The 18,855-nt window shown below is 60.6% G+C and carries 21 protein-coding genes; 17 read left to right on the top strand and 4 right to left on the bottom strand.

Features of this window, described 5'->3' with window-relative positions; all coding sequences use genetic code 11:
• Positions 1-65: 65 nt before the first annotated feature.
• Positions 66-851, bottom strand: coding sequence for a TSUP family transporter (locus CCGE531_RS11475; protein ID WP_120664273.1), 786 nt, complete (start codon positions 849-851; stop codon positions 66-68).
• Positions 852-1,011: 160 nt separating this feature from the next.
• On the opposite strand from CCGE531_RS11475, the gene CCGE531_RS11470 reads away from it, so the two are divergent.
• The 14 genes from CCGE531_RS11470 to CCGE531_RS11405 all read left to right on the top strand — a co-directional run bounded on the left by CCGE531_RS11470 (position 1,012) and on the right by CCGE531_RS11405 (position 14,152).
• Positions 1,012-1,416, top strand: a complete 405-nt coding sequence (locus tag CCGE531_RS11470) for a cobalamin biosynthesis protein (protein WP_120664272.1) — start codon at positions 1,012-1,014, stop codon at positions 1,414-1,416.
• A 161-nt stretch (positions 1,417-1,577) separates the two neighbouring features.
• Entirely contained in the window at positions 1,578-2,537 is a 960-nt protein-coding gene (locus CCGE531_RS11465) for a nucleoside hydrolase (RefSeq protein WP_120664271.1), read from the top strand.
• Positions 2,538-2,832: 295 nt separating this feature from the next.
• Positions 2,833-3,681 (top strand): uroporphyrinogen-III C-methyltransferase, encoded by an 849-nt coding sequence (cobA, locus tag CCGE531_RS11460; protein ID WP_120664270.1) that lies wholly within the window; start codon positions 2,833-2,835, stop codon positions 3,679-3,681.
• On the top strand, positions 3,678-4,985 hold the full coding sequence (locus CCGE531_RS11455; RefSeq protein WP_120664269.1) for a cobyrinate a,c-diamide synthase: 1,308 nt from the start codon (positions 3,678-3,680) through the stop codon (positions 4,983-4,985). The genes cobA and CCGE531_RS11455 overlap by 4 nt, the downstream gene beginning before the upstream one ends.
• Positions 4,982-5,980 (top strand): threonine-phosphate decarboxylase CobD, encoded by a 999-nt coding sequence (cobD, locus tag CCGE531_RS11450; protein WP_120664268.1) that lies wholly within the window; start codon positions 4,982-4,984, stop codon positions 5,978-5,980. Before CCGE531_RS11455 ends, cobD begins: the two co-directional genes overlap by 4 nt.
• Positions 5,977-6,957 (top strand): adenosylcobinamide-phosphate synthase CbiB, encoded by a 981-nt coding sequence (gene cbiB / locus CCGE531_RS11445; protein WP_120664267.1) that lies wholly within the window; start codon positions 5,977-5,979, stop codon positions 6,955-6,957. The genes cobD and cbiB overlap by 4 nt, the downstream gene beginning before the upstream one ends.
• A 119-nt stretch (positions 6,958-7,076) precedes the next feature.
• On the top strand, positions 7,077-7,505 hold the full coding sequence (locus CCGE531_RS11440) for a L,D-transpeptidase (protein ID WP_120664266.1): 429 nt from the start codon (positions 7,077-7,079) through the stop codon (positions 7,503-7,505).
• Positions 7,506-7,720: 215 nt separating this feature from the next.
• Positions 7,721-7,999, top strand: coding sequence for an acyl carrier protein (locus CCGE531_RS11435; protein WP_120664265.1), 279 nt, complete (start codon positions 7,721-7,723; stop codon positions 7,997-7,999).
• 123 nt (positions 8,000-8,122) lie between these two features.
• On the top strand, positions 8,123-8,596 hold the full coding sequence (locus tag CCGE531_RS11430; RefSeq protein ID WP_120664264.1) for a 3-hydroxyacyl-ACP dehydratase FabZ family protein: 474 nt from the start codon (positions 8,123-8,125) through the stop codon (positions 8,594-8,596).
• A gap of 46 nt (positions 8,597-8,642) precedes the next feature.
• Entirely contained in the window at positions 8,643-9,845 is a 1,203-nt protein-coding gene (locus CCGE531_RS11425; RefSeq protein ID WP_120664263.1) for a beta-ketoacyl-ACP synthase, read from the top strand.
• 10 nt (positions 9,846-9,855) lie between these two features.
• Positions 9,856-11,136: a beta-ketoacyl-ACP synthase gene (locus CCGE531_RS11420; RefSeq protein ID WP_120664262.1), complete on the top strand. Its 1,281-nt coding sequence runs from the start codon at positions 9,856-9,858 to the stop codon at positions 11,134-11,136.
• A 54-nt stretch (positions 11,137-11,190) separates the two neighbouring features.
• Complete coding sequence (locus CCGE531_RS11415; RefSeq protein ID WP_120664261.1) at positions 11,191-12,219, top strand: zinc-binding dehydrogenase; 1,029 nt, start codon at positions 11,191-11,193, stop codon at positions 12,217-12,219.
• A 5-nt stretch (positions 12,220-12,224) separates the two neighbouring features.
• Positions 12,225-13,157, top strand: coding sequence for a lipid A biosynthesis lauroyl acyltransferase (locus CCGE531_RS11410; RefSeq protein WP_120664260.1), 933 nt, complete (start codon positions 12,225-12,227; stop codon positions 13,155-13,157).
• Between the two features lie 272 nt (positions 13,158-13,429).
• The gene (locus CCGE531_RS11405; RefSeq protein WP_120664259.1) at positions 13,430-14,152 is read left to right on the top strand and encodes a PAS domain-containing protein; all 723 of its coding nucleotides are present in this window, start codon (positions 13,430-13,432) and stop codon (positions 14,150-14,152) included.
• An 8-nt stretch (positions 14,153-14,160) separates the two neighbouring features.
• On the opposite strand, the gene CCGE531_RS11400 is transcribed toward CCGE531_RS11405, so the two are convergent.
• The 3 genes from CCGE531_RS11400 to znuA form a co-directional block, all read right to left on the bottom strand.
• A complete protein-coding gene (locus tag CCGE531_RS11400; protein WP_120664258.1) occupies positions 14,161-14,343 on the bottom strand; it encodes a hypothetical protein in 183 nt (60 codons plus the stop codon).
• Entirely contained in the window at positions 14,340-15,545 is a 1,206-nt protein-coding gene (locus CCGE531_RS11395) for a GTP-binding protein (protein WP_120664257.1), read from the bottom strand. Before CCGE531_RS11395 ends, CCGE531_RS11400 begins: the two co-directional genes overlap by 4 nt.
• 92 nt (positions 15,546-15,637) lie before the next feature.
• Positions 15,638-16,606 carry a zinc ABC transporter substrate-binding protein ZnuA gene (znuA, locus tag CCGE531_RS11390; protein ID WP_120664256.1) on the bottom strand — a complete coding sequence of 323 codons (969 nt, stop codon included), beginning with the start codon at positions 16,604-16,606 and terminating at the stop codon, positions 15,638-15,640.
• A 100-nt stretch (positions 16,607-16,706) separates the two neighbouring features.
• On the opposite strand from znuA, the gene CCGE531_RS11385 reads away from it, so the two are divergent.
• Genes CCGE531_RS11385 through CCGE531_RS11375 form a run of 3 tightly spaced genes read left to right on the top strand, consistent with a single transcriptional unit; the run spans position 16,707 to position 18,806 of the window.
• On the top strand, positions 16,707-17,591 hold the full coding sequence (locus tag CCGE531_RS11385; protein ID WP_162943890.1) for a metal ABC transporter ATP-binding protein: 885 nt from the start codon (positions 16,707-16,709) through the stop codon (positions 17,589-17,591).
• The gene (gene znuB, locus CCGE531_RS11380; RefSeq protein ID WP_120664254.1) at positions 17,584-18,411 is read left to right on the top strand and encodes a zinc ABC transporter permease subunit ZnuB; all 828 of its coding nucleotides are present in this window, start codon (positions 17,584-17,586) and stop codon (positions 18,409-18,411) included. The genes CCGE531_RS11385 and znuB overlap by 8 nt, the downstream gene beginning before the upstream one ends.
• Positions 18,408-18,806, top strand: coding sequence for a Fur family transcriptional regulator (locus CCGE531_RS11375; RefSeq protein WP_120664253.1), 399 nt, complete (start codon positions 18,408-18,410; stop codon positions 18,804-18,806). Before znuB ends, CCGE531_RS11375 begins: the two co-directional genes overlap by 4 nt.
• Positions 18,807-18,855 lie beyond the last annotated feature (49 nt).

The following is an 18,855-nucleotide window of genomic DNA, read 5'->3' as shown; positions in this document are numbered from 1 at the left end:
TTTGCGGGAAAGAAGGATTCGATTGCGAGTTCCAACTGAATGACATCGACCGGAATGCCTGTATCTTACAGTCCGAGCCAGATTCTGACAGGATGAGTGGGATCCGCCAGCAGCTTGACCGCGAAGGCGATGCAGACGGCGACCAGCAGCGGCTTGATCAGCTTGGCGCCGATCCGCATGGCAAGCCGCGAGCCGATCTGTGCGCCGAGAAACTGGCCGAGCCCCATCGTCAGGCCGATTTTCCAAAGGATGGCGCCGGAGAAGATGAAGACGATCAGGCTGCCGAGATTCGAGCCGAAATTGAGCAGCTTCGTATGGGCTGTCGCCTTTAGAAGGCCGAAGCCGGCAAGCGTCACGAAGGCGAGCATCAGGAACGAGCCCGTGCCTGGGCCGAATGCGCCATCATAAAAGCCGATGAGGGGCACGAGCGTCACGCCGAAGAGGCCCGCGGTCATGCGCCGATGCTTTTCGACATCGCCGAGATTGGGCTTGATGGCGAAATAGAGCGCGATGGCGATCAGCAGGAAGGGCAGGGTGACGCGCAGGACTTGGCTCGGCATGACTGTTGCCAGCAATGCGCCGAGCATGCCTCCGATGACAGCCATTGCGGCCATCGGAAGTTGCTCGCGAAGCTCCACATGTCCCTGCCTGGCATAGGCGATCGTGGCTGAGGCCGCGCCGCAGATGGACTGCACCTTGTTCGTACCGAGTGTCTGCAGCGGCGGAATGCCTGCGAGTAGCATCGCGGGCACGGTAATCAGCCCTCCGCCGCCTGCGATCGAATCAACAAAGCCGGCAAAGAATGCGGCGGCAAACAGCAGGAGCAGGACCTGAAATGTGATCTCGTACAAGGGGGGCACTCTGGAACGGAATTCTGGGGCGGGAAATCAGCGGCCTTCTGGCACTTCGCTCGCCACAAGGCAATTGCTATCGGGACACACCAAGCGAAATTGACGCGCCGAAAGGCGCTCGCTACAGCTGTGATATCGGTTGACGCTGTTGGGAGCGAATATGACGACTTATGCCAATTCCACCCGCCGCTATCTTCTTGGGCTCGGTTGCGAGCGCGGCACCGATTGGAACGATGTGCGCATGCTTGCGGAAAGAGCCTTTCAGGAGGCTGGAATCGGGAGCGAAGAGGTTCTGGCCGTCGTCTCGATCGATACGCGCATGGATGAGCCCGCCATCCTTGAGACCGCCACGCATTTTCGTCTGCCGGTCCGCTTTTTCAAGGCGGCTGCATTGGAGCGGGAGACACCCAGGCTGAAGAACCCATCCGAACTCGTCTTCGCCCATGTCGGTTGTCACGGCGTTGCGGAGGCGGCGGCGCTTGCGGCGGCCGGACCTGATTCCGAGCTTGTGCTCCCGAAGATCAAATCCAGTTTTGCGACGGCGGCGATCGCCAGGATCGCCTGAACGTCGAATTCGCCACGCAAATCTCACAAATGGCTCATAGGAGATCGCGGCGGCATTTCCCCATCGGCGGTTCTCGTGTATGCCGGTAGTTCAAGCGCGATCCGTGATGATGAACGTTTCCGAAAGATCAAGCTTATTCAGTATGTTGGTAAGGATAAATCATGCATAAGGTCATTTACGATACCGATCCGGGCGTTGACGACGCCATGGCGCTTCTCTTTCTGCATCGTCACCCGGATATCGACCTTCTCGGCATAACCACGGTTTTCGGCAACGCCTCGGTGGATACGACGACCCGCAATGCGCTGTTCCTCAAGCGCGAATGGAATATTGACTGCCCGGTGGCGCGTGGCGCCAGCGTTACTTTCGACCCTTCTCGGCATGAGCGTCCGTGGCCGACGATGGTTCACGGTCATAACGGCCTCGGCGACATCGAGGTGCCCGAGACGATCGACCTGACGGCCGATCCGCGGCCCGCCTATCAGTTCATCATCGACACGGTTCGCGCCAATCCGGGCGAGGTGACGCTTGTCGCCGTCGGCCGTATGACCAATCTGGCCTTGGCGCTGAAGCATGATCCCGAGATCGCTCCGCTCGTGAAGGGCGTCGTGATCATGGGCGGCAATTTCTATGTGCCGGGCAATGTTTCGCCGGTGGCCGAGGCCAATATTCATGGCGATCCGGAAGCGGCCGATTTCGTCATGACGGCAGCCTGGAAGGTCGTTGTGGTCGGTCTCGACGTGACGGCGGTGACGACCATGAGCCGCGGTTATCTGGCCGATATGGCGAGGGACGGCGGGCCTTCGGTGCAGTTGTTGTCGGATCTGTCGCAGTCCTATATCGATTTCTACAAGCATGCCGTCGAGGACGGCATGATGGTGCACGACAGCTGCGCCTGCGTTTATGTCGTCGCGCCTGAGCTGTTCGACACGATCGAGGGCTCGGTCCGCGTCGTCTGCGGCGGCATTGCCGACGGCCAGACGATCGTCAAGCCGGACGGTCGTCACTTCCCGCCGGGCGATTGGGACAATCTGCCGAGCCAGATCGTCTGCACCGGCATTCGCTCGCAGCAGGTTATCGATCTGATCCGCGACGTGATCGTGGGCAAGGTCAAGCACTGAGACCCATGCGAAGGGAGTGGTGTCGCTCCCTTCGCGTTCCCGCTCCGGTGGAGCTGTATTTTATCATTTTTTCATATAGATACTCGAATGTCCTGAGATGTTGAATCCGGACGCTGGAGCGCTCCGCCGCTCGTTTTCTAGCGATCTGTCGCCGCTGGCAAAGCCCATAGCGCGCCATCGCCGCATTTCAGACCTTCCGTCGCATACTATCCGCCATGGAACGACGTCAGGCTGCGACTGTCTTATCCCGTTCTCAACGTTGCAATTTCAGCCATCCGGGCATAGGACACATGGGATGAACGATACCGCTTTTTCCACGCTGCCGGTCTTGGAGCCGGGCTCCGTTTGGCTCGTAGGCGCCGGGCCGGGCGATCCGGGGCTTTTGACGCTGCTGGCCGCCAAAGGGCTGGCGGAGGCTGACATCATCGTGCACGACGCACTCGTGAATGAGGATTGCCTCAAGCTCGCCCGCCCGGGCGCAGTGTTGGAATATGCCGGCAAGCGCGGCGGCAAGCCGTCGGCCAAGCAGCGCGACATTTCTTTGCGGCTGGTGGAGTTGGCGCGTTCGGGCAAGCGCGTGCTGCGCTTGAAGGGGGGCGACCCCTTCGTTTTCGGGCGTGGCGGCGAGGAGGCTTTGACGCTGGTCGAGCACGGCATTCCCTTCCGCATCGTGCCTGGCATTACGGCTGGGATCGGCGGCTTGGCCTATGCCGGCATTCCCGTCACCCATCGCGACGTCAACCATGCCGTCACCTTCCTCACCGGCCATGATTCGTCCGGCGTTGTGCCGGACGCCATCAATTGGGAGGCGATCGGCAGGGGATCACCCGTCATCGTCATGTATATGGCTATGAAGCATATCGCCCAGATCAGCGCCAATCTCATCGCGGCTGGCCGTTCGGCGGATGAAGCTGTTGCCTTCGTCTGCAATGCCGCCACACCTTCCCAACGGGTGCTGGAGACGACACTCGGGCGAGCGCCTGGCGATGTCGAAGCATCCGGCCTAGAGCCGCCGGCCATCGTCGTCGTCGGCGAGGTGGTGAAATTGCGGCCGTCGCTCGATTGGCTTGGCGCGCTTTCCGGCCGAGAGCTGCTGCCGGCTACCGAAAGGCCCGGCGAGAGCGGACGCAAGGTGTCGGCATGAGCGGCCTTCTGATCGCGGCACCCTCATCAGGCTCCGGCAAGACCACATTCACGCTTGGTCTGCTGCGAGCATTGCGAAACAGGGGTGTTGCGGTCGCATCCGGCAAGGCCGGACCGGATTACATCGATCCCGCCTTCCACGCGGCGGCGGTCGGATCGCCTTGCCTCAATTTCGACCCCTGGGCCATGCGCGCCGAGCTCATTTCCGCCAATTCGGCGCTTCATCGGGCCGGCGGGCGGATGCTCGTCATCGAAGGAATGATGGGCCTCTTCGACGGCGCGGCCGACGGCACGGGAACGCCGGCCGATCTCGCTGCCTTGCTCGGCCTTTCCGTCGTGCTCGTTGTCGATGTCTCGCGCATGTCGCAATCGGTCGCGGCGGTCGTCAGCGGCTTTGCCAATTTCCGCGCCGATATCCGCATTGCCGGTGTGGTCCTCAATCGCGTCGCCAGCGACAGGCACGAGCGGATGCTGCGTCAGGCGCTGGATGCGGTGCGCATGCCCGTCGTCGCCGTTATCCGCAACGACAGCAGCCTCGCATTGCCGGAGCGGCATCTCGGGCTGGTGCAGGCGGGAGAGCATGGCGCGCTGGAGCCTTTCATCGAAGCGGCCGCTGAGGTCGTGTCGAAGGTCTGCGATTTCGAACTGCTCCTGCGGGCGGCGCAGCAGCATGTCGTCCGTCCGTCGGTGGCGAATATTGCGCGGCTGATGCCGTTTGGTCAGCGCATTGCCGTGGCGCGGGATATAGCCTTTGCTTTCTGCTACGAGCATATGCTGCTCGGCTGGAGGCGCCGAGGGGCGGAGATTTCCTTCTTTTCACCGCTTGCGGATGAGGCGCCTTCGGGCGATGCCGATGCCATCTATCTGCCGGGCGGCTATCCGGAATTGCACGCCGAAAAGCTTGCTGCTGCTCGGCATTTCCAGGATGGCATGAAGGCTGCGGCCGGGCACGGAGTACGAATCTATGGTGAGTGCGGCGGGTACATGGTGCTCGGCGAGGGGCTAGTGGATGCGGCGGGCACCCGTCACGGGATGCTCGGCTTATTGCCTGTCGTCACCAGCTACGAAAAGCGGCAGCGTCATCTCGGCTATCGGCGCGTCGTGCCGCTTGCCGGCTCCTTCTTCGACAAGCCGATGACGGCGCATGAGTTTCATTATTCGACCATTGTATCGGAAGGAAAGGCGGATCGCCTGTTTGCGGTCAGGGATGCGCTCGATGCCGATCTGGGCGCTGCCGGTCTGCAGCGCGCCAATGTCGCGGGTTCCTATATGCACCTGATCGATCTTGCCGGTGACGCAGCATGACGAGCAGGATCATCCATGGCGGCGGCATTACCGCGGCGGCACGGCAATATGGCGGACGTCCGGAGGAATGGCTGGATCTGTCGACGGGTATCAACCCCAATCCCGTGCCGTTACCCGAAATTCCCGTCGCGGCATGGCATCGGCTGCCGGATCAGCACTTGCAGGAGCGGGCGCGAGCGGCGGCGAAGGGCTATTATCGCAGTGGCGATATTCTGCCCCTGCCGGTTCCCGGCACGCAGTCGGTCATTCAATTGCTTCCGAGGCTCGTGCCCGGGGGCAGCGTCGCGATCCTCTCCCCGACCTATGGCGAATATGCGCGCGCCTTCACGCTCGCGGGCCTGCGGGTTCGGCAGGTATCGACGATCGCCGAGCTCACCGCCGATGACAGGCTGGTCGTTGCCGTCAATCCCAACAATCCTGACGGACGGACGCTGCCTATCGAGCAGCTGCGGGATCTGCATCAAAGGCAGCGCCAGCACGACGGCATCCTTTTGGTCGACGAGGCTTTCGGCGATATCGAGCCGGCGGCAAGCATGGCGCCTTTTGCCGCCTCGATGCCGAATCTCATCATCTTCCGCTCCTTCGGAAAATTTTTCGGCCTGGCCGGTCTGCGACTAGGCTTCGTGATTGCCGAGGCCGCGATCATGAGCCGTTTCGAGGATTGGCTCGGCCCCTGGGCGGTGTCCGGGCCGGCGCTTTCGATCGCGGCGTCCCTCATGGAAAGCGACACAAGTTACATCCGCAATCGCATTCTTGAGCGCCACGCCGCTCTCGAAGCAGTTCTGCGTCGGTCGCATCTCAATGTTGCGGGAGGCGCGATGTTGTTTGCGCTTGTTGCAGACGACCGCGCCGAGGGCATATATACCCATCTCTGCCGCCACCATATTCTGGTTCGCAAGTTCGATTATGCGCGCAATTGGCTGCGCTTCGGTCTTGCTCCGCATGAAGAGGCGGATCGCAGACTCGCCGGGGCACTAGAGGAATATTCGACATGACCGCCGACGAACATCTGCTCATTCTGGTCCTTGCCTTGCTGCTCGACCGCATCGTCGGCGATCCCCATTGGTTGTGGGAGCGCTTTCCGCACCCGGTCGTGCTGTTCGGCAAGGCGATTTCATATTTCGATGGCCGGTTCAATGCAAAGCACCTGCCCGGAGCGCTTCGCCGCCGCAACGGGGTCATGTCGATCATCGCGCTGCTTGCGGGAGCTGCCATCGCCGGCTGGGCCATTCACGGATTTCTCGCCTTCTTCGGCTGGCTCGGCATATTGGTCGAAGCGATACTCGTGGCGGTTTTCCTGGCACAGAAAAGCCTTGGCGATCATGTCGAAGAGGTTTCGCGGGCGCTGCGCACCGACGGCCTGGAAGGCGGACGGCTTGCCGTCTCGCGCATCGTCGGCCGCGATCCAGAGACGCTGGACGAGCCTGGGATTTGCCGCGCGGCCATCGAAAGCCTCGCCGAGAACTTTTCCGACGGGGTCGTCGCTCCGGCTCTTTGGTATGGCGTTTTCGGCCTGCCGGGCTTGTTCTTCTACAAGATGCTCAATACCGCCGATTCGATGATCGGCCATAAGTCCGAGACTTATATAGATTTCGGTCGTGCCGCCGCGCGCCTGGACGATATTGCCAACTGGCCGGCTGCACGGCTCTCAATCCTGCTGATTGCCGCCGGAGCGCTGGTCAAGCGAGGAATCGCCGCGCTTGGAAACGCGATCCGCATCGCTATCCGGGATGGTGGGCTGCACCGTTCGCCCAATTCTGGCAGGCCGGAGGCGGCCATGGCAGGCGCGCTTGATATTCAGCTTGCCGGTCCGCGAATCTATGGCGGGGAACTCGTGCGCGAACCGATGATCAACGGCTCAGGCCGCGACACCGCCACCGTCAGCGATATCGAAGCCGGCATTTCCATCTTCTATTCCGCATGCTCGATGCTGACGCTTCTCGCCTTTTTGGGATTTCTGCTGCTGCTGTGAGCGCCCCTAAATTAAGCAATCGCTCACTATATGTATTAATTTGGTATAATCAGTATAGCGATAGACTCTCCCATCGTCTGAATTGCTTCAGAAGGAAGCAAACAGTCGGAGGGGACAAGATGAAGCGTGTCGCACTCATAGCAACGGCATGTCTGTTCATGCAATTTCATGCCGTTTCGGCTCATGCCGGAACCGTTCTTGCGGTGATCGATCTTCGATCGCAAACAATGACCGTTTCCGAGGATGGGGCTTTCAAATATCGCTGGCGGGTATCGACAGCTCGCAGGGGCTATGTGACGCCTCTCGGCTCCTACACCGCCAAATGGCTGTCCAGGGATCACCGCTCGAAGAAATATGACGATGCACCGATGCCCTATGCCGTGTTCTTCAACGGCGGCTATGCCGTTCACGGTACTTACGAGGTGAGGCGACTTGGCCGGCCGGCATCGCATGGTTGCGTGCGGCTCGATACGCGCAACGCCGCCACGTTCTTCGCGATGGCATCGGATGTGGGGCTTCACAATACCCGTATCGTGATCAGCGACTAGCGCCGTAACGCGGCAAGCCTTTCGCTTCGCTGTGGCCGCAACGCTGCCGCATCTCGCGCATGTCGCCCTTGATCCCGCAATTGTGACGCGATTGTCACTTTGCTGTTTGCGCAACAGTGCTTCGCCAAATTGCCGGAGTTTCTGGCGGAAACCATTGGCTTTTGATATGGATTTGCCTATGAGGGGGTGAATTATTATTTCAAGAGGTATGGGCAGTGACTGCTACATTTGACAAAGTTGCCGACATCATCGCTGAAACCAGCGAAATCGATCGTGACACGATCACCCCGGAAAGCCACACGATCGACGACCTCGGCATCGACAGCCTGGACTTCCTGGATATCGTTTTCGCTATCGACAAGGAGTTCGGCATCAAGATCCCGCTCGAGAAGTGGACGCAGGAAGTCAACGAAGGCAAGGTCTCGACCGAAGAGTATTTCGTGCTGAAGAATCTCTGTGCCAAGATCGATGAATTGCGCGCCGCCAAGGGCTGAGCAACATCCTTGCTTTTTTTTGACGCCCAGCCGCCCCTGAATATGGCGGCCGGGCGGTTTCATTCTTAAATAGCGTATCCCGCCCGGCGCATCCTGCGTTATCGGGTTGGAGCGGAGGCGTTGATGCTGCTGGAATATTTCCAGATGATCGACAGGGTCGAATCCGTCGATCTGTCCAAGGGCCTGTTGAAGGCGCATTCCGTCGTTCCGGCGAAAAGCCCGGTTTTCGAAGGCCATTTCCCAGGCATGCCGCTCGTCCCGGGTGTTCTGCTGATCGAAACAATGGCGCAGGCCTCGGGCATGCTCGTGCTTGCCGCGACGAAATTTGCCTATATGCCATTCCTGATGTCGGTGGATGGCGCCAAGATGCGGACCTTCGTCGAGCCGGAAGCGAAACTTGATATCGAGGCCGAACTTGAGCACGACGGTTCGGGCTTCGCCGTCACCAAGGCGCGCATCACGATCGCCGGAAAGAAGGTCTGCGATGCGCAGTTGAAGCTGCGGACCATGCCGTTTAATGAGTTGCCGCTCGGCGATATCGTGCGCAAGCGGGCGAGCGAAGTCGGGCTTCTCGACGCTATCGCCGCCAACGGTTGATGCTGCCGGCTTGTTCGGCGCCGCCGCATTCGAAGAGGATTGATGAATGAGCAAGGCTCAGAATGATGTGGTGATCACGGGTATCGGTGTCGTTACCTGTCAGGGCGTCGGCAAGGATGCGCATGTCGCCCTTTTGAAGGCGGACAAGGCGCCGCCGACCATCGTCGAAACCGAGAAGTTCAAGCCCTATCCCGTGCATCCGCTGCCTGAGATCGATTGGTCGCAGCAGATTCCAAAGCGGGGCGATCAGCGCCAGATGGAAAACTGGCAGCGCATCGGCGTCTTCACCGCGGGCCTTGCTCTCGACGATGCAGGCTTCAAGGATGATCTGGAAGCCTGCGGCACCATGGACATGATCGTTGCCGCCGGTGGTGGCGAGCGCGACACCAATGTCGATACGCTGATCGTCAACGAAGGCCTGAAGCGCAACGACCGCGAATTGCTTCTAAACGAGAAGCTGACGACCGAACTGCGGCCGACCTTGTTCCTGGCGCAGCTTTCCAACCTGCTTGCCGGCAACATTTCGATCGTCCACAAGGTGACGGGCTCGTCGCGCACCTTCATGGGTGAGGAAGCCGCCGGCATTTCCGCCGTCGAGACTGCTTTTCATCGCATCAAGTCGGGCGAATCGAGCCATGCTCTCGTGGGTGGCGCCTTTTCTGCTGAACGCCTGGACATGATCCTGCTGATCGAGGCGATCAATGCCCACGCTCAGGGTGATTGGCATCCCGTCTGGTCGCGCAAGCCGGAAGACCGCGGCATGATCATGGGATCGCTGAGCGCGTTCCTCGTTCTTGAATCGCGTGCCCATGCCGAGGGCCGCGGCGCGCATATCTATGCAACCATCGATGCAGTCGAGGGCGATCGCGGTCGTCGCGACGAGGGCAAGTTCGAAGCGCGGCTGGAGCGCCTGCTGGCGCCTGCCAGGCAGGTGTCCGGCGACGCGACGGTCGTCTTTTCCGGCACGACGGCAATCCCCGATTTGGCCCAGCGCGAAAAAACCGTGCTCGAGGCGCAGCTTCCGGGCTCGGCCATCCGCGCCTATTCCGGCGTTTCCGGCCACGGACTGGAAAGCCAGTTTCCGCTCGGGCTCGCCTTCGCAGCACTTGCCCTCGCCAACCAGGCCAAGGTTCCGCCGTTCGATGCCGGCCACGAAAAGCCGATGGCGACGGGTGCGCGCAAAGCGGTGGTAACGACCGTCGGCCATTCGCGCGGTGAAGGCATCGCCGTACTTTCCGCTGAAGCGTGAGGAGCAGGATATGACCGCTTACAAGGATCATCTCGGACGTCCGATCGTTGCCGTCACAGGCATGGGGATCATCACGTCGCTGGGGCAGGGCCTGCAGGATAACTGGAACGCGCTTTCGTCCGGCACATCAGGCATTCACGACATTACACGCTTCCCAACGGACGGGCTTTCGACGCGTATCGCCGGCACGGTGGATTTCATCGATATTCCGGTGCCGAACGCCGTCGAGCGCTCCTACGCCTTTGCCCGCGAAACGACTATCGAAGCTCTGGCTCAGGCCGGCTTTTCGGGCGATTTCGACGCGCCGCTCTTCCTGGCCGCGCCGCCGATCGAGCCGGAATGGAGCGCGCGTTTCGCGCTCGCCGACCGCTCGCCGCCGGCCGATCATCAGGGTGACGCCTATGAGCGCTTCCTCGCCGCCATGCGCCAGCGTCCGGATCCGGCTTTCCATGAAGCAGCACTTTTCGGCGCCATTTCCGAACGGCTTGCCGACCGCTTTGGCACGCGCGGCCTGCCGGTGACGCTATCGACGGCCTGTGCATCGGGCGTGACGGCAATCCAGCTCGGCATCGAGGCAATTCGCCAGGGCCGGACCTCGCGGGCGCTCACGGTCGCGACCGATGGTTCGCTGAGCGCCGAGGCATTGATCCGTTTCTCGCTGCTGTCGGCCTTGTCGACCCAGAACGATCCGCCGACCAAGGCTTCCAAGCCCTTCAGCAAGGACCGCGACGGCTTCGTCATCGCCGAAGGGGCGGCGACCCTGGTGCTGGAATCGCTGGAAGCAGCGATTGCGCGCGGCGCGAAGATTCTCGGCATCATGAAGGGCGCCGGCGACAAGGCCGATTCATTCCATCGCACCCGGTCTTCGCCCGATGGCGGCCCGGCGATCGCGACGATCCGCGCGGCACTTGCCGATGCCGGCATGGATGAGAGCGATATCGGCTATATCAACGCTCACGGCACCTCGACGCCGGAGAACGACAAGATGGAATATGGCGCAATGTCCGCTGTCTTCGGTGAGCGGCTTCCGACCATTCCGGTCTCGTCGAACAAATCGATGATCGGTCATACGCTGACGGCGGCGGGTGCAGTCGAGGCGGTGTTCTCGCTGCAGACCATGCTGACCGGAACACTGCCGCCGACGATCAACTACAACAATCCGGATCCGTCGATCATCCTCGACGTGGTGCCGAACAAGAAGCGTGAAAAGCAGGTGAATGCCGTCCTTTCGAACTCTTTCGGATTCGGCGGTCAGAATGCCAGCCTTGTCATGGCGCTTGAACCGGCTTAAGCGGACGTCTGAAAAACAGAATATAACTGCGCCCGAGGGGCGAGGGACTTTGCCATGCGTGCTTTGCAACTGATCGACGACCGCAAACTTGAGATCACCGATCTGCCGGAACCGAATGCTCCGGCCGCGGGTGAGGTGACCTTGCGCGTCAAGGCCGTCGCGCTCAATCATATCGACGTCTGGGGTTGGCGCGGCATGGCGTTCGCCAAGCGCAAGATGCCGCTGGTCATCGGCGCCGAGGCTGCTGGCGTCGTCGAAGCGATCGGGCCGGGCGTCGCCAACGTGCTGCCGGGGCAACTCGTGTCCATTTACGGTGCGCGGACCTGCGGTCTTTGCCGTCATTGCCGCGAAGGCCGCGACAATCTCTGCGAACATGTCAGCGGCGTGCACGGCTTCCATCTCGACGGTTTCGCTCAAGAGAAAGTCAATCTCCCGGCTCGCCTGCTTGTTCCGGCGCCTCCCGGCGTCGATGCGATCGGCGCAGCCCTTGCTCCCGTAACCTTCGGCACGGTCGAGCATATGCTCTTCGACAATGCCAAGCTGGAGCCGGGCGAGACGATCCTCGTTCATGCGGGCGGCTCGGGCATCGGCACGGCTGCCATCCAGCTTGCCAAGAAGATCGGCTGCACGGTCATCACCACGGTCGGTTCCGACGACAAGATCGAGAAGGCCAAGGCGCTGGGCGCCGATCATGTCATCAACTACCGCACCGACCGGTTCGAGGGTGTCGTGCGCAAGCTGACGAAGAAGAAGGGCGTCGACGTGGTCTTCGAGCATGTCGGCAAGGATACCTGGGCCGGCTCCATGCTCTGCATGAAGCGCGGCGGCCGTCTCGTCACTTGCGGTTCGACGTCGGGCGTTTCGGCCGATATCAATCTCATGATGCTTTTCCAGCAGCAATTGAAGCTGCTTGGCTCCTTCGGCTGCCGCATGGAGAACATGGCCAATGCCATGCAGAAGATGGCGCGCGGGCTTGTCCATCCGGTCATTGATACCGAGGTAAGCTTCAGTGATATCGACCGGGCGCTGGAGCGAATGGAATCGCGCCAGATCTTCGGCAAGATCATCCTGAAGATGGACTGAGCCGCGTGAAGCTCTTCATCACCCGGATCGTCCTTGCGCTCAGAAATTTCCGGCAGTGGCTGGTGGCTCAGGTCATTTTCGGATTCCTCAATTTCCTGAAGCTGTTTCCGGCGGATGCGGGCATCAATTTTGCCGATCGGCTGACCCGCAAGATCGGCCCGCGCATGCGCCGGCATCAGCTGATGCTGACCAATCTGCGCAATGCCTTTCCCGAGAAGAGCGAGGCGGAAATCGAGGAGATCGCGCGCGCAAGCTGGGGCAATATGGGCCGGCTCGCGGCGGAATACGTCTTTCTCGACCGGCTGTTCGATTTCGATCCCCATAGCGACAAGCCCGGCCGCATCGAGGTTTCGGGCATTCCGATCTTCCTCGATCTCAGGGACAATCCGCGGCCGTTCATCGTCTTTACCGGGCATACCGGCAATTTCGAGCTGCTGCCGGTCGCCGGCGCCGCCTTTGGTCTGACGGTGACCGTATTGTTCCGTCCGCCGAACAACCCCTATGTCGCGAAGAAAGTTTTCGACTTCCGTGCAAAACGCATGGGCAATCTAGTGCCGTCGCATGCCGGGTCCTCCTTCAGCCTTGCGAGGGAATTGGAGGCGGGTCGCGGTGTCGGCGTGCTGGTCGATCAGAAATTTCGCAAGGGCCTGAAGACCCGGTTCTTTGGCCGGGACGTGAAGACAAATCCGCTTCTGCCGAAACTCGTGCGCCAGTTCAATTGCGAGGTCTATCCGACCCGCTGCATCCGGCTGCCCGGCAATCGCTACCGGCTGGAAATCGAGCCGAAGCTGGAGATGCCGCGCAACGAGGCGGGTGGCCTCGATCTGACGGCAACGGCGCAGATGCTGAACGACAAGGTCGAGAGCTGGGTGAGGGAAAATCCCGAGCAATGGCTCTGGTATCATGATCGCTGGAATATCAAGAAAACCGTTTTCTAGGCCCGTATCCGGCGCTTGCGCGACGGATTCATGCCGCACATTTGCATCCAGTCTTTCATGCCGTCATTGCTCCGGTAAGCCTTGCATTTCAGAAAGTTCTCCTTTTCCGAGAACTTCCGTTCATCCGGATTGAAAGTGGGGGTAAGTCATGTTAATTCACAATGTAGAAAGTTTGGTGAGAATGCGGACACCAAACTGAATATCCTTGGGCATGGCAACGCCGGGAAACGAGGCCCCTGCGTCCTGTTGTGTTCAGGGACAGGAGGGCAATTTTGCTGGCACTCTTTCATGCCTTCTCCATGAAATGTAATCAGATTCAGCGTGCGATAAAACTTGGCGACGATGAGCTTGTAGCGTCACTTGATCGTGAATTGGAGCCACTTATCGCGGCGATTTTGGCGTACAAGGCCGCGAGTCTGCTTGAGATCTACATGCAGCTCCAGTTCATGAACAATCTCATCCGAGAAGAAGCGGATGATCGGTCGCGAGTGATGCACAATTCCGCTTCGCTTTCGGTGCTGATCGACCGTTATTTCGGCGGCGCAAACCAGGCGGCCGGCGAGGCCCTGCGGGCGTTTTCGAGTGAGAAAACCGATCTCGACAATGAGCCGGGATTCGAGGAAGGCGGCGTTTTGAACGATGTCATTCTGGACAGCTTGCCGGATCGCGTCGCCGTCGTCACGCGGGACTATCGTTATCTCTACAGCAACGCGGCCAATTCGGAATTCCTGAAATCGAAACCGATGGAGCTCGTCGGGCGCCATATCTCGGAATTCGTCGGTTCCGACTATTTCGAAAGCAGCGTGAAGGCGAAGCTCGATGCCTGCTTTGCCGGCGAAAAGGTGGAATGCCTTTACCCGGCGGATCATCAGGTCGAGCCGGGTAAGGCGCTCCATTGCACTATCACTCCGCTCCGCGCCAAGTCGGAGGTGATCGGTGCATTGGTCGTCATGCATGAGGTCACTGCCGTTCCCACCGGCATGATGGTGGCCTGAACTCGCGTTCAGGCCCCAAACAGCAGTTTTCCGACCACATCCGCCTTCAGGCGAGGATCCGTTTCGCGTGATTTTTCGTCGCTCCGGCCCGACTCGGCTGCGGCGGATCGCAATCCGTCGTGCGCCAGGATATCATCGCTCCCGCACTCGAAGCATTGACAGCGAAACCTGATCACTTTCGGCTTCTTCATGCCGTCAACCTGTTCCAGCTTGCAAAGGGATCGGGCAGGTCACGCCAGCGCTCTGGCGTAAACCGATCGGCCTTGACGAGGCAGGCATCCAGGTCGGCCGTAATCTGCTTCTCGTTCATCGGATCGGCGCCGATGAACACCAGTTCCTGGCGGCGATCGCCCCAAATCGGATCGAGATAAGGTGTGAGGGCGCGTTTGAAAGAGGGGTCCCGCGGCCATTGATCCTGCGGCACGGCAGCCCACCAGAGGCCCATCTTGCTCGTGCGGACCAGCGCGCCGGCCTGGCTCATTTCGCCGACATAGTAGGGCCGGGTTGCAAGCCAGAAAAAGCCCTTGGCCCGGACGACGCCCGGCCAGGAACGATTGAGAAAAGCTTGGAATTTAGCGGGGTCGAACGGTTTCTTCGCGCGATAGACGAAGGAGCGGATGCCATATTCCTCTGTTTCCGGAACATGATCCTTGAAGCCGTGCAGCTCCTTGTACCAGAGCGGATGGGTTTCGGAGCGATCGATGCCGAAGCGGCCCGTGCCGAGAACCTCGGATGGCTCGACCACACCGAAATCAGTTTCGATCAACCGGGCATCCGGATTAAGGCTGACGATGATCTTGCGGGCCGCGTCGCGCTGCCCGGCGGTTGCGGAGCCGACCTTGTTGAGAATGACGACATCGGCAAACTCGATCTGCTCGACCAGCAGGTCGACGATGGTCCTGTTGTCGTTGTCGCCGGCTGTTTCGCCGCGATCGGCAAGGAAGTCCGTCGATCCATAATCAGCGAGAAGGTTGGCGGCATCGACGACCGTGACCATAGTGTCGAGTCGGGAGACGTCGGAGAGGCTGCTGCCATCCTCGTCGCGAAACTCGAAAGTGGTGGCGACGGGCAGGGGTTCGGCGATGCCTGTGGATTCGATCAGGAGGTAATCGAAACGGTCCTGCCCGGCGAGCTGGCGGACCTCCTTCAGCAGGTCGTCGCGCAATGTGCAACAGATGCAGCCATTGGTCATTTCGACCAGCTGTTCCTCCGTGCGCGAGAGATTGGCGCCGCCATCGCGCACCAGCGCCGCATCGATATTCACCTCGCTCATGTCGTTGACGATGACGGCGACGCGCAGGCCCTGGCGATTGTTGAGGATATGGTTGAGCAGCGTCGTCTTGCCGGCGCCGAGGAAACCGGAGAGGACGGTGACCGGGAGCTTCTTGTTCATGATAACCTCATCTGTAATGTAATATCATTACATTTGTTTGGATGAAAAAAGCGAGCATCGGGCTCGCTTCCTTCGGCGTTACACAGCCTCATTCAGGAGAGGCACTCTTTCAGGGAGCTTGCGATACCGCGCATCAGGTCGAAATAGAGATCCGGCCCCTGCGGCAGCGTTGCGGCTTCGGGATCGAGGACGCCCGATTTCGCCTGCGTGCCTTCCAGCACCACATTGACCAGCTTCGGCTCGAATTGCGGTTCGGCGAAGACGCAGGTCGCGCCGAGATCGGCGACCTTGCTGTGAATTTCGGCGACGCGCTGTGCGCCCGGAATGGTTTCGGGGCTGACCGTGATGGAGCCGGAAACGCGCACGCCGTAGCGATGCTCGAAATATTGGTAGGCGTCGTGGAAGACGATAAAAGGCTTGTCCTTCACCGGCGCGACGGCCGAGGCGATTTCGCTGTCCAGGGCATCGAGCTTGTCGTTCAGAGCCTTCTGGTTTGCTTCATAGGTCAGCGCATTAGCGGGGTCGGCCGCGACCAGCGACGTGGTGATTTCGGCGACCATCGCCTTGGCATTATGCGGATCGAGCCAGAGATGGGTGTCGAACTCGCCGTGATCGTGGTCATGATGATCGTGCGTGTGGCTTTCTCCGGCGGCCGCTTCGTCGCCGTCGTCATGCGGCTCGAAGGCGCCGCCTTCGCGGAATTTGAGCTTGGTGATGCCGGGCGCATCGTCGAGTTCGACGACCGTGGCATTGGCGCCGAGGGATGCGAGCGGCTTCTGCAGGAAGGCTTCCATGCCTGGCCCAACCCAGAAAACCACCTGTGCCTGCTGGAGGCTGCGGGCATTCGACGGCTTCAGCGCATAGGTATGCGGCGAGGCGGCACCGTCAACGATCAGATCCGGTGTGCCGACCCCTTGCATGATCGCGGCGACAAGCGAATGGATCGGCTTGATGGAGACGACGACCCTTGGTGCATCGGCTGCGGTCGCGGTGGTGCCGGCAAGCAGGCCGGAAAGCAGGAGGGTGGCGGCGAGGGGAAGAAAAGCTTTTGCTGCGTTCATGCGATAAATGCCCTTGAATGGGTATGTTATGTTATTACATCAATTGCGTTATGCTATAACGTGTGCGATAGCAAGGCGCAATAGTGCAATTGGAAATTTCATGCTTTCTTCCATCGACAGCAAGAGCCGAGCCCTGGTGTCGCTCCATGATGTCGGCGTCCGCCGCAGTGGCCGCTGGCTGGTGCGCGGCGTCGATTTTTCGGTGAACCGCGGCGAGATCGTCACCCTGATCGGCCCGAACGGCTCCGGCAAGTCGACCAGCGCCAAGACGGCGATCGGCGTTCTGAAGCCGGACGAGGGGCATGTCGACCGCATTGCCAATCTGAAGGTCGGCTATGTCCCGCAGAAGCTTGCCATCGATTGGACCTTGCCGCTCAGCGTGCAGCGATTGATGACGCTGACGGGGCCTCTGCCGGAACGCGAGCTGCTTGCAGCGCTTGAAGCGGTCGGCATTGCTCATCTCGCCAAGGCCGAGGTGCAGCATCTTTCGGGCGGCGAATTCCAGCGGGCGCTGCTTGCGCGCGCCATTGCCCGCAAGCCCGATCTGCTTGTCCTCGACGAGCCTGTACAGGGTGTGGATTTCAGCGGCGAGATCGCGCTTTACGACTTGATCAAGTCGATCCGTAATTCGCAAGGCTGCGGCATCCTGCTGATCTCGCACGATCTGCATGTCGTCATGGCGGCCACGGATACGGTGGTTTGCCTGAACGGCCATGTCTGCTGCCGTGGCACGCCGCAGAGCGTCAGCCAGAGCCCCGAATATGTCCGGCTTTTCGGCACGCGCGCGGCGCAATCCCTGGCGATCTACAGCCATCATCACGACCATACGCATCTGCCCGATGGCCGCGTGCAGCACGCGGATGGTTCGATAACCGACAATTGTCAGGCCGACGATGGTCACCACCATCACGAGCACGGCGATCATCACCACGATCACGATGATCATCATGGCCATGACCATGCCGAGGGAGAGCGCCATGTTTGACGATTTCTTCCTGCGCGCCGTCGTGGCCGGCGTCGGACTGGCGCTGACGACCGGGCCGCTCGGCTGTTTCATCATCTGGCGCCGCATGGCCTATTTCGGCGATACGATCTCGCATTCGGCTTTGCTCGGCGTGGCGCTATCGCTGCTGTTCCAGCTCAACCTCACGCTCTCGGTCTTTGCGGTCGCGGCCCTCGTCTCGATATTGCTGCTCTTCCTGCAGCGGCGGCAGGCATTGTCGGCGGATGCGCTGCTCGGCATCCTCTCGCATGCGACGCTGGCGATCGGTCTCGTCATCGTCGCCTTCATGAGCTGGGTGCGGATCGATCTCATCGCCTTCCTCTTCGGCGACATTCTGGCTGTCAGCCAATCCGATATCGCGGTGATCTGGGGCGGCGGCATCCTCGTGCTGGCGGCGATCGTCTGGCTCTGGCGGCCGCTACTGGCCTCGACGGTCAATCCCGAGCTTGCCGAGGCCGAAGGGCTGCGGCCGGAGCGCGCGAGGCTGCTTTTCATGCTGCTGATGGCCGTGGTGATCGCGATCGCCATGAAGATCGTCGGCATACTCCTCATCACCGCGCTGCTGATCATTCCCGCGGCCACTGCGCGCCGCTTTGCCGCAACGCCGGAGACGATGGCGATTTTCGCCTCGCTGCTCGGCGCCATCGCCGTTGTCGGCGGGCTTTTCGGATCGCTGCGCTACGATACGCCGTCCGGGCCGTCCATCGTCGTTGCGGCGCTCGTCCTGTTTATCATCAGTCTGCTGCCCCTCGTTCGCAGGGCCGGCACGCCAGCGACGCAACAGAGAGGACAGTCATCATGACGACTCCGATGCTCACCAAGAACCAGACGCTTGTTTTCGACGTCCTGACTAGGGCGGAAGCGCCGCTAAGCGCTTATACCATTCTCGACAAGCTGCGCGATCAGGGTTTTCGCGCGCCGCTGCAGGTCTATCGCGCTCTGGACAAGCTGCTCGAATATGGCGTGGTGCACCGGCTCGAGAGCATCAATTCCTTCGTCGCCTGCGCCCATCCGAACGAGGATTGCCACAGCCACGGCCTCGTCGCCTTCGCTATCTGCGAAAGCTGCGGCCAGGTAATCGAATTCCACGATCACGAGGTGGATCACCGGCTGATGGACTGGCTGAAATCGCAGAAGTTCAAGGCGGAAAAGTCGACCATCGAAATCCGCGGCCATTGCGCCAACTGCGCAGCGTAAGCTTAGGACAGAGGTTTATTTCCCTGTCCATAGGCACTTATGATTGTTT

It is taken from the genome of Rhizobium sp. CCGE531 (assembly GCF_003627795.1).
Taxonomy (GTDB): domain Bacteria; phylum Pseudomonadota; class Alphaproteobacteria; order Rhizobiales; family Rhizobiaceae; genus Rhizobium.
The sequence above is the reverse complement of the archived record's forward strand: the minus strand, read 5'-3'. Positions and strand labels throughout refer to the sequence as shown.

Coding starts and splice junctions, on each gene's coding strand:
- znuB (WP_120664254.1), top strand. CDS start 17,584: ATGTTTGACGATTTCTTCCTGCGCGCCGTCGTGGCCGGCGTCGGACTG.
- CCGE531_RS11415 (WP_120664261.1), top strand. CDS start 11,191: ATGCGTGCTTTGCAACTGATCGACGACCGCAAACTTGAGATCACCGAT.
- CCGE531_RS11470 (WP_120664272.1), top strand. CDS start 1,012: ATGACGACTTATGCCAATTCCACCCGCCGCTATCTTCTTGGGCTCGGT.
- CCGE531_RS11395 (WP_120664257.1), bottom strand. CDS start 15,545: ATGAACAAGAAGCTCCCGGTCACCGTCCTCTCCGGTTTCCTCGGCGCC.
- CCGE531_RS11375 (WP_120664253.1), top strand. CDS start 18,408: ATGACGACTCCGATGCTCACCAAGAACCAGACGCTTGTTTTCGACGTC.
- CCGE531_RS11455 (WP_120664269.1), top strand. CDS start 3,678: ATGAGCGGCCTTCTGATCGCGGCACCCTCATCAGGCTCCGGCAAGACC.
- CCGE531_RS11400 (WP_120664258.1), bottom strand. CDS start 14,343: ATGAAGAAGCCGAAAGTGATCAGGTTTCGCTGTCAATGCTTCGAGTGC.
- CCGE531_RS11420 (WP_120664262.1), top strand. CDS start 9,856: ATGACCGCTTACAAGGATCATCTCGGACGTCCGATCGTTGCCGTCACA.
- cobA (WP_120664270.1), top strand. CDS start 2,833: ATGAACGATACCGCTTTTTCCACGCTGCCGGTCTTGGAGCCGGGCTCC.
- cbiB (WP_120664267.1), top strand. CDS start 5,977: ATGACCGCCGACGAACATCTGCTCATTCTGGTCCTTGCCTTGCTGCTC.
- CCGE531_RS11465 (WP_120664271.1), top strand. CDS start 1,578: ATGCATAAGGTCATTTACGATACCGATCCGGGCGTTGACGACGCCATG.
- CCGE531_RS11430 (WP_120664264.1), top strand. CDS start 8,123: ATGCTGCTGGAATATTTCCAGATGATCGACAGGGTCGAATCCGTCGAT.
- znuA (WP_120664256.1), bottom strand. CDS start 16,606: ATGAACGCAGCAAAAGCTTTTCTTCCCCTCGCCGCCACCCTCCTGCTT.
- CCGE531_RS11440 (WP_120664266.1), top strand. CDS start 7,077: ATGAAGCGTGTCGCACTCATAGCAACGGCATGTCTGTTCATGCAATTT.
- cobD (WP_120664268.1), top strand. CDS start 4,982: ATGACGAGCAGGATCATCCATGGCGGCGGCATTACCGCGGCGGCACGG.
- CCGE531_RS11425 (WP_120664263.1), top strand. CDS start 8,643: ATGAGCAAGGCTCAGAATGATGTGGTGATCACGGGTATCGGTGTCGTT.
- CCGE531_RS11385 (WP_162943890.1), top strand. CDS start 16,707: ATGCTTTCTTCCATCGACAGCAAGAGCCGAGCCCTGGTGTCGCTCCAT.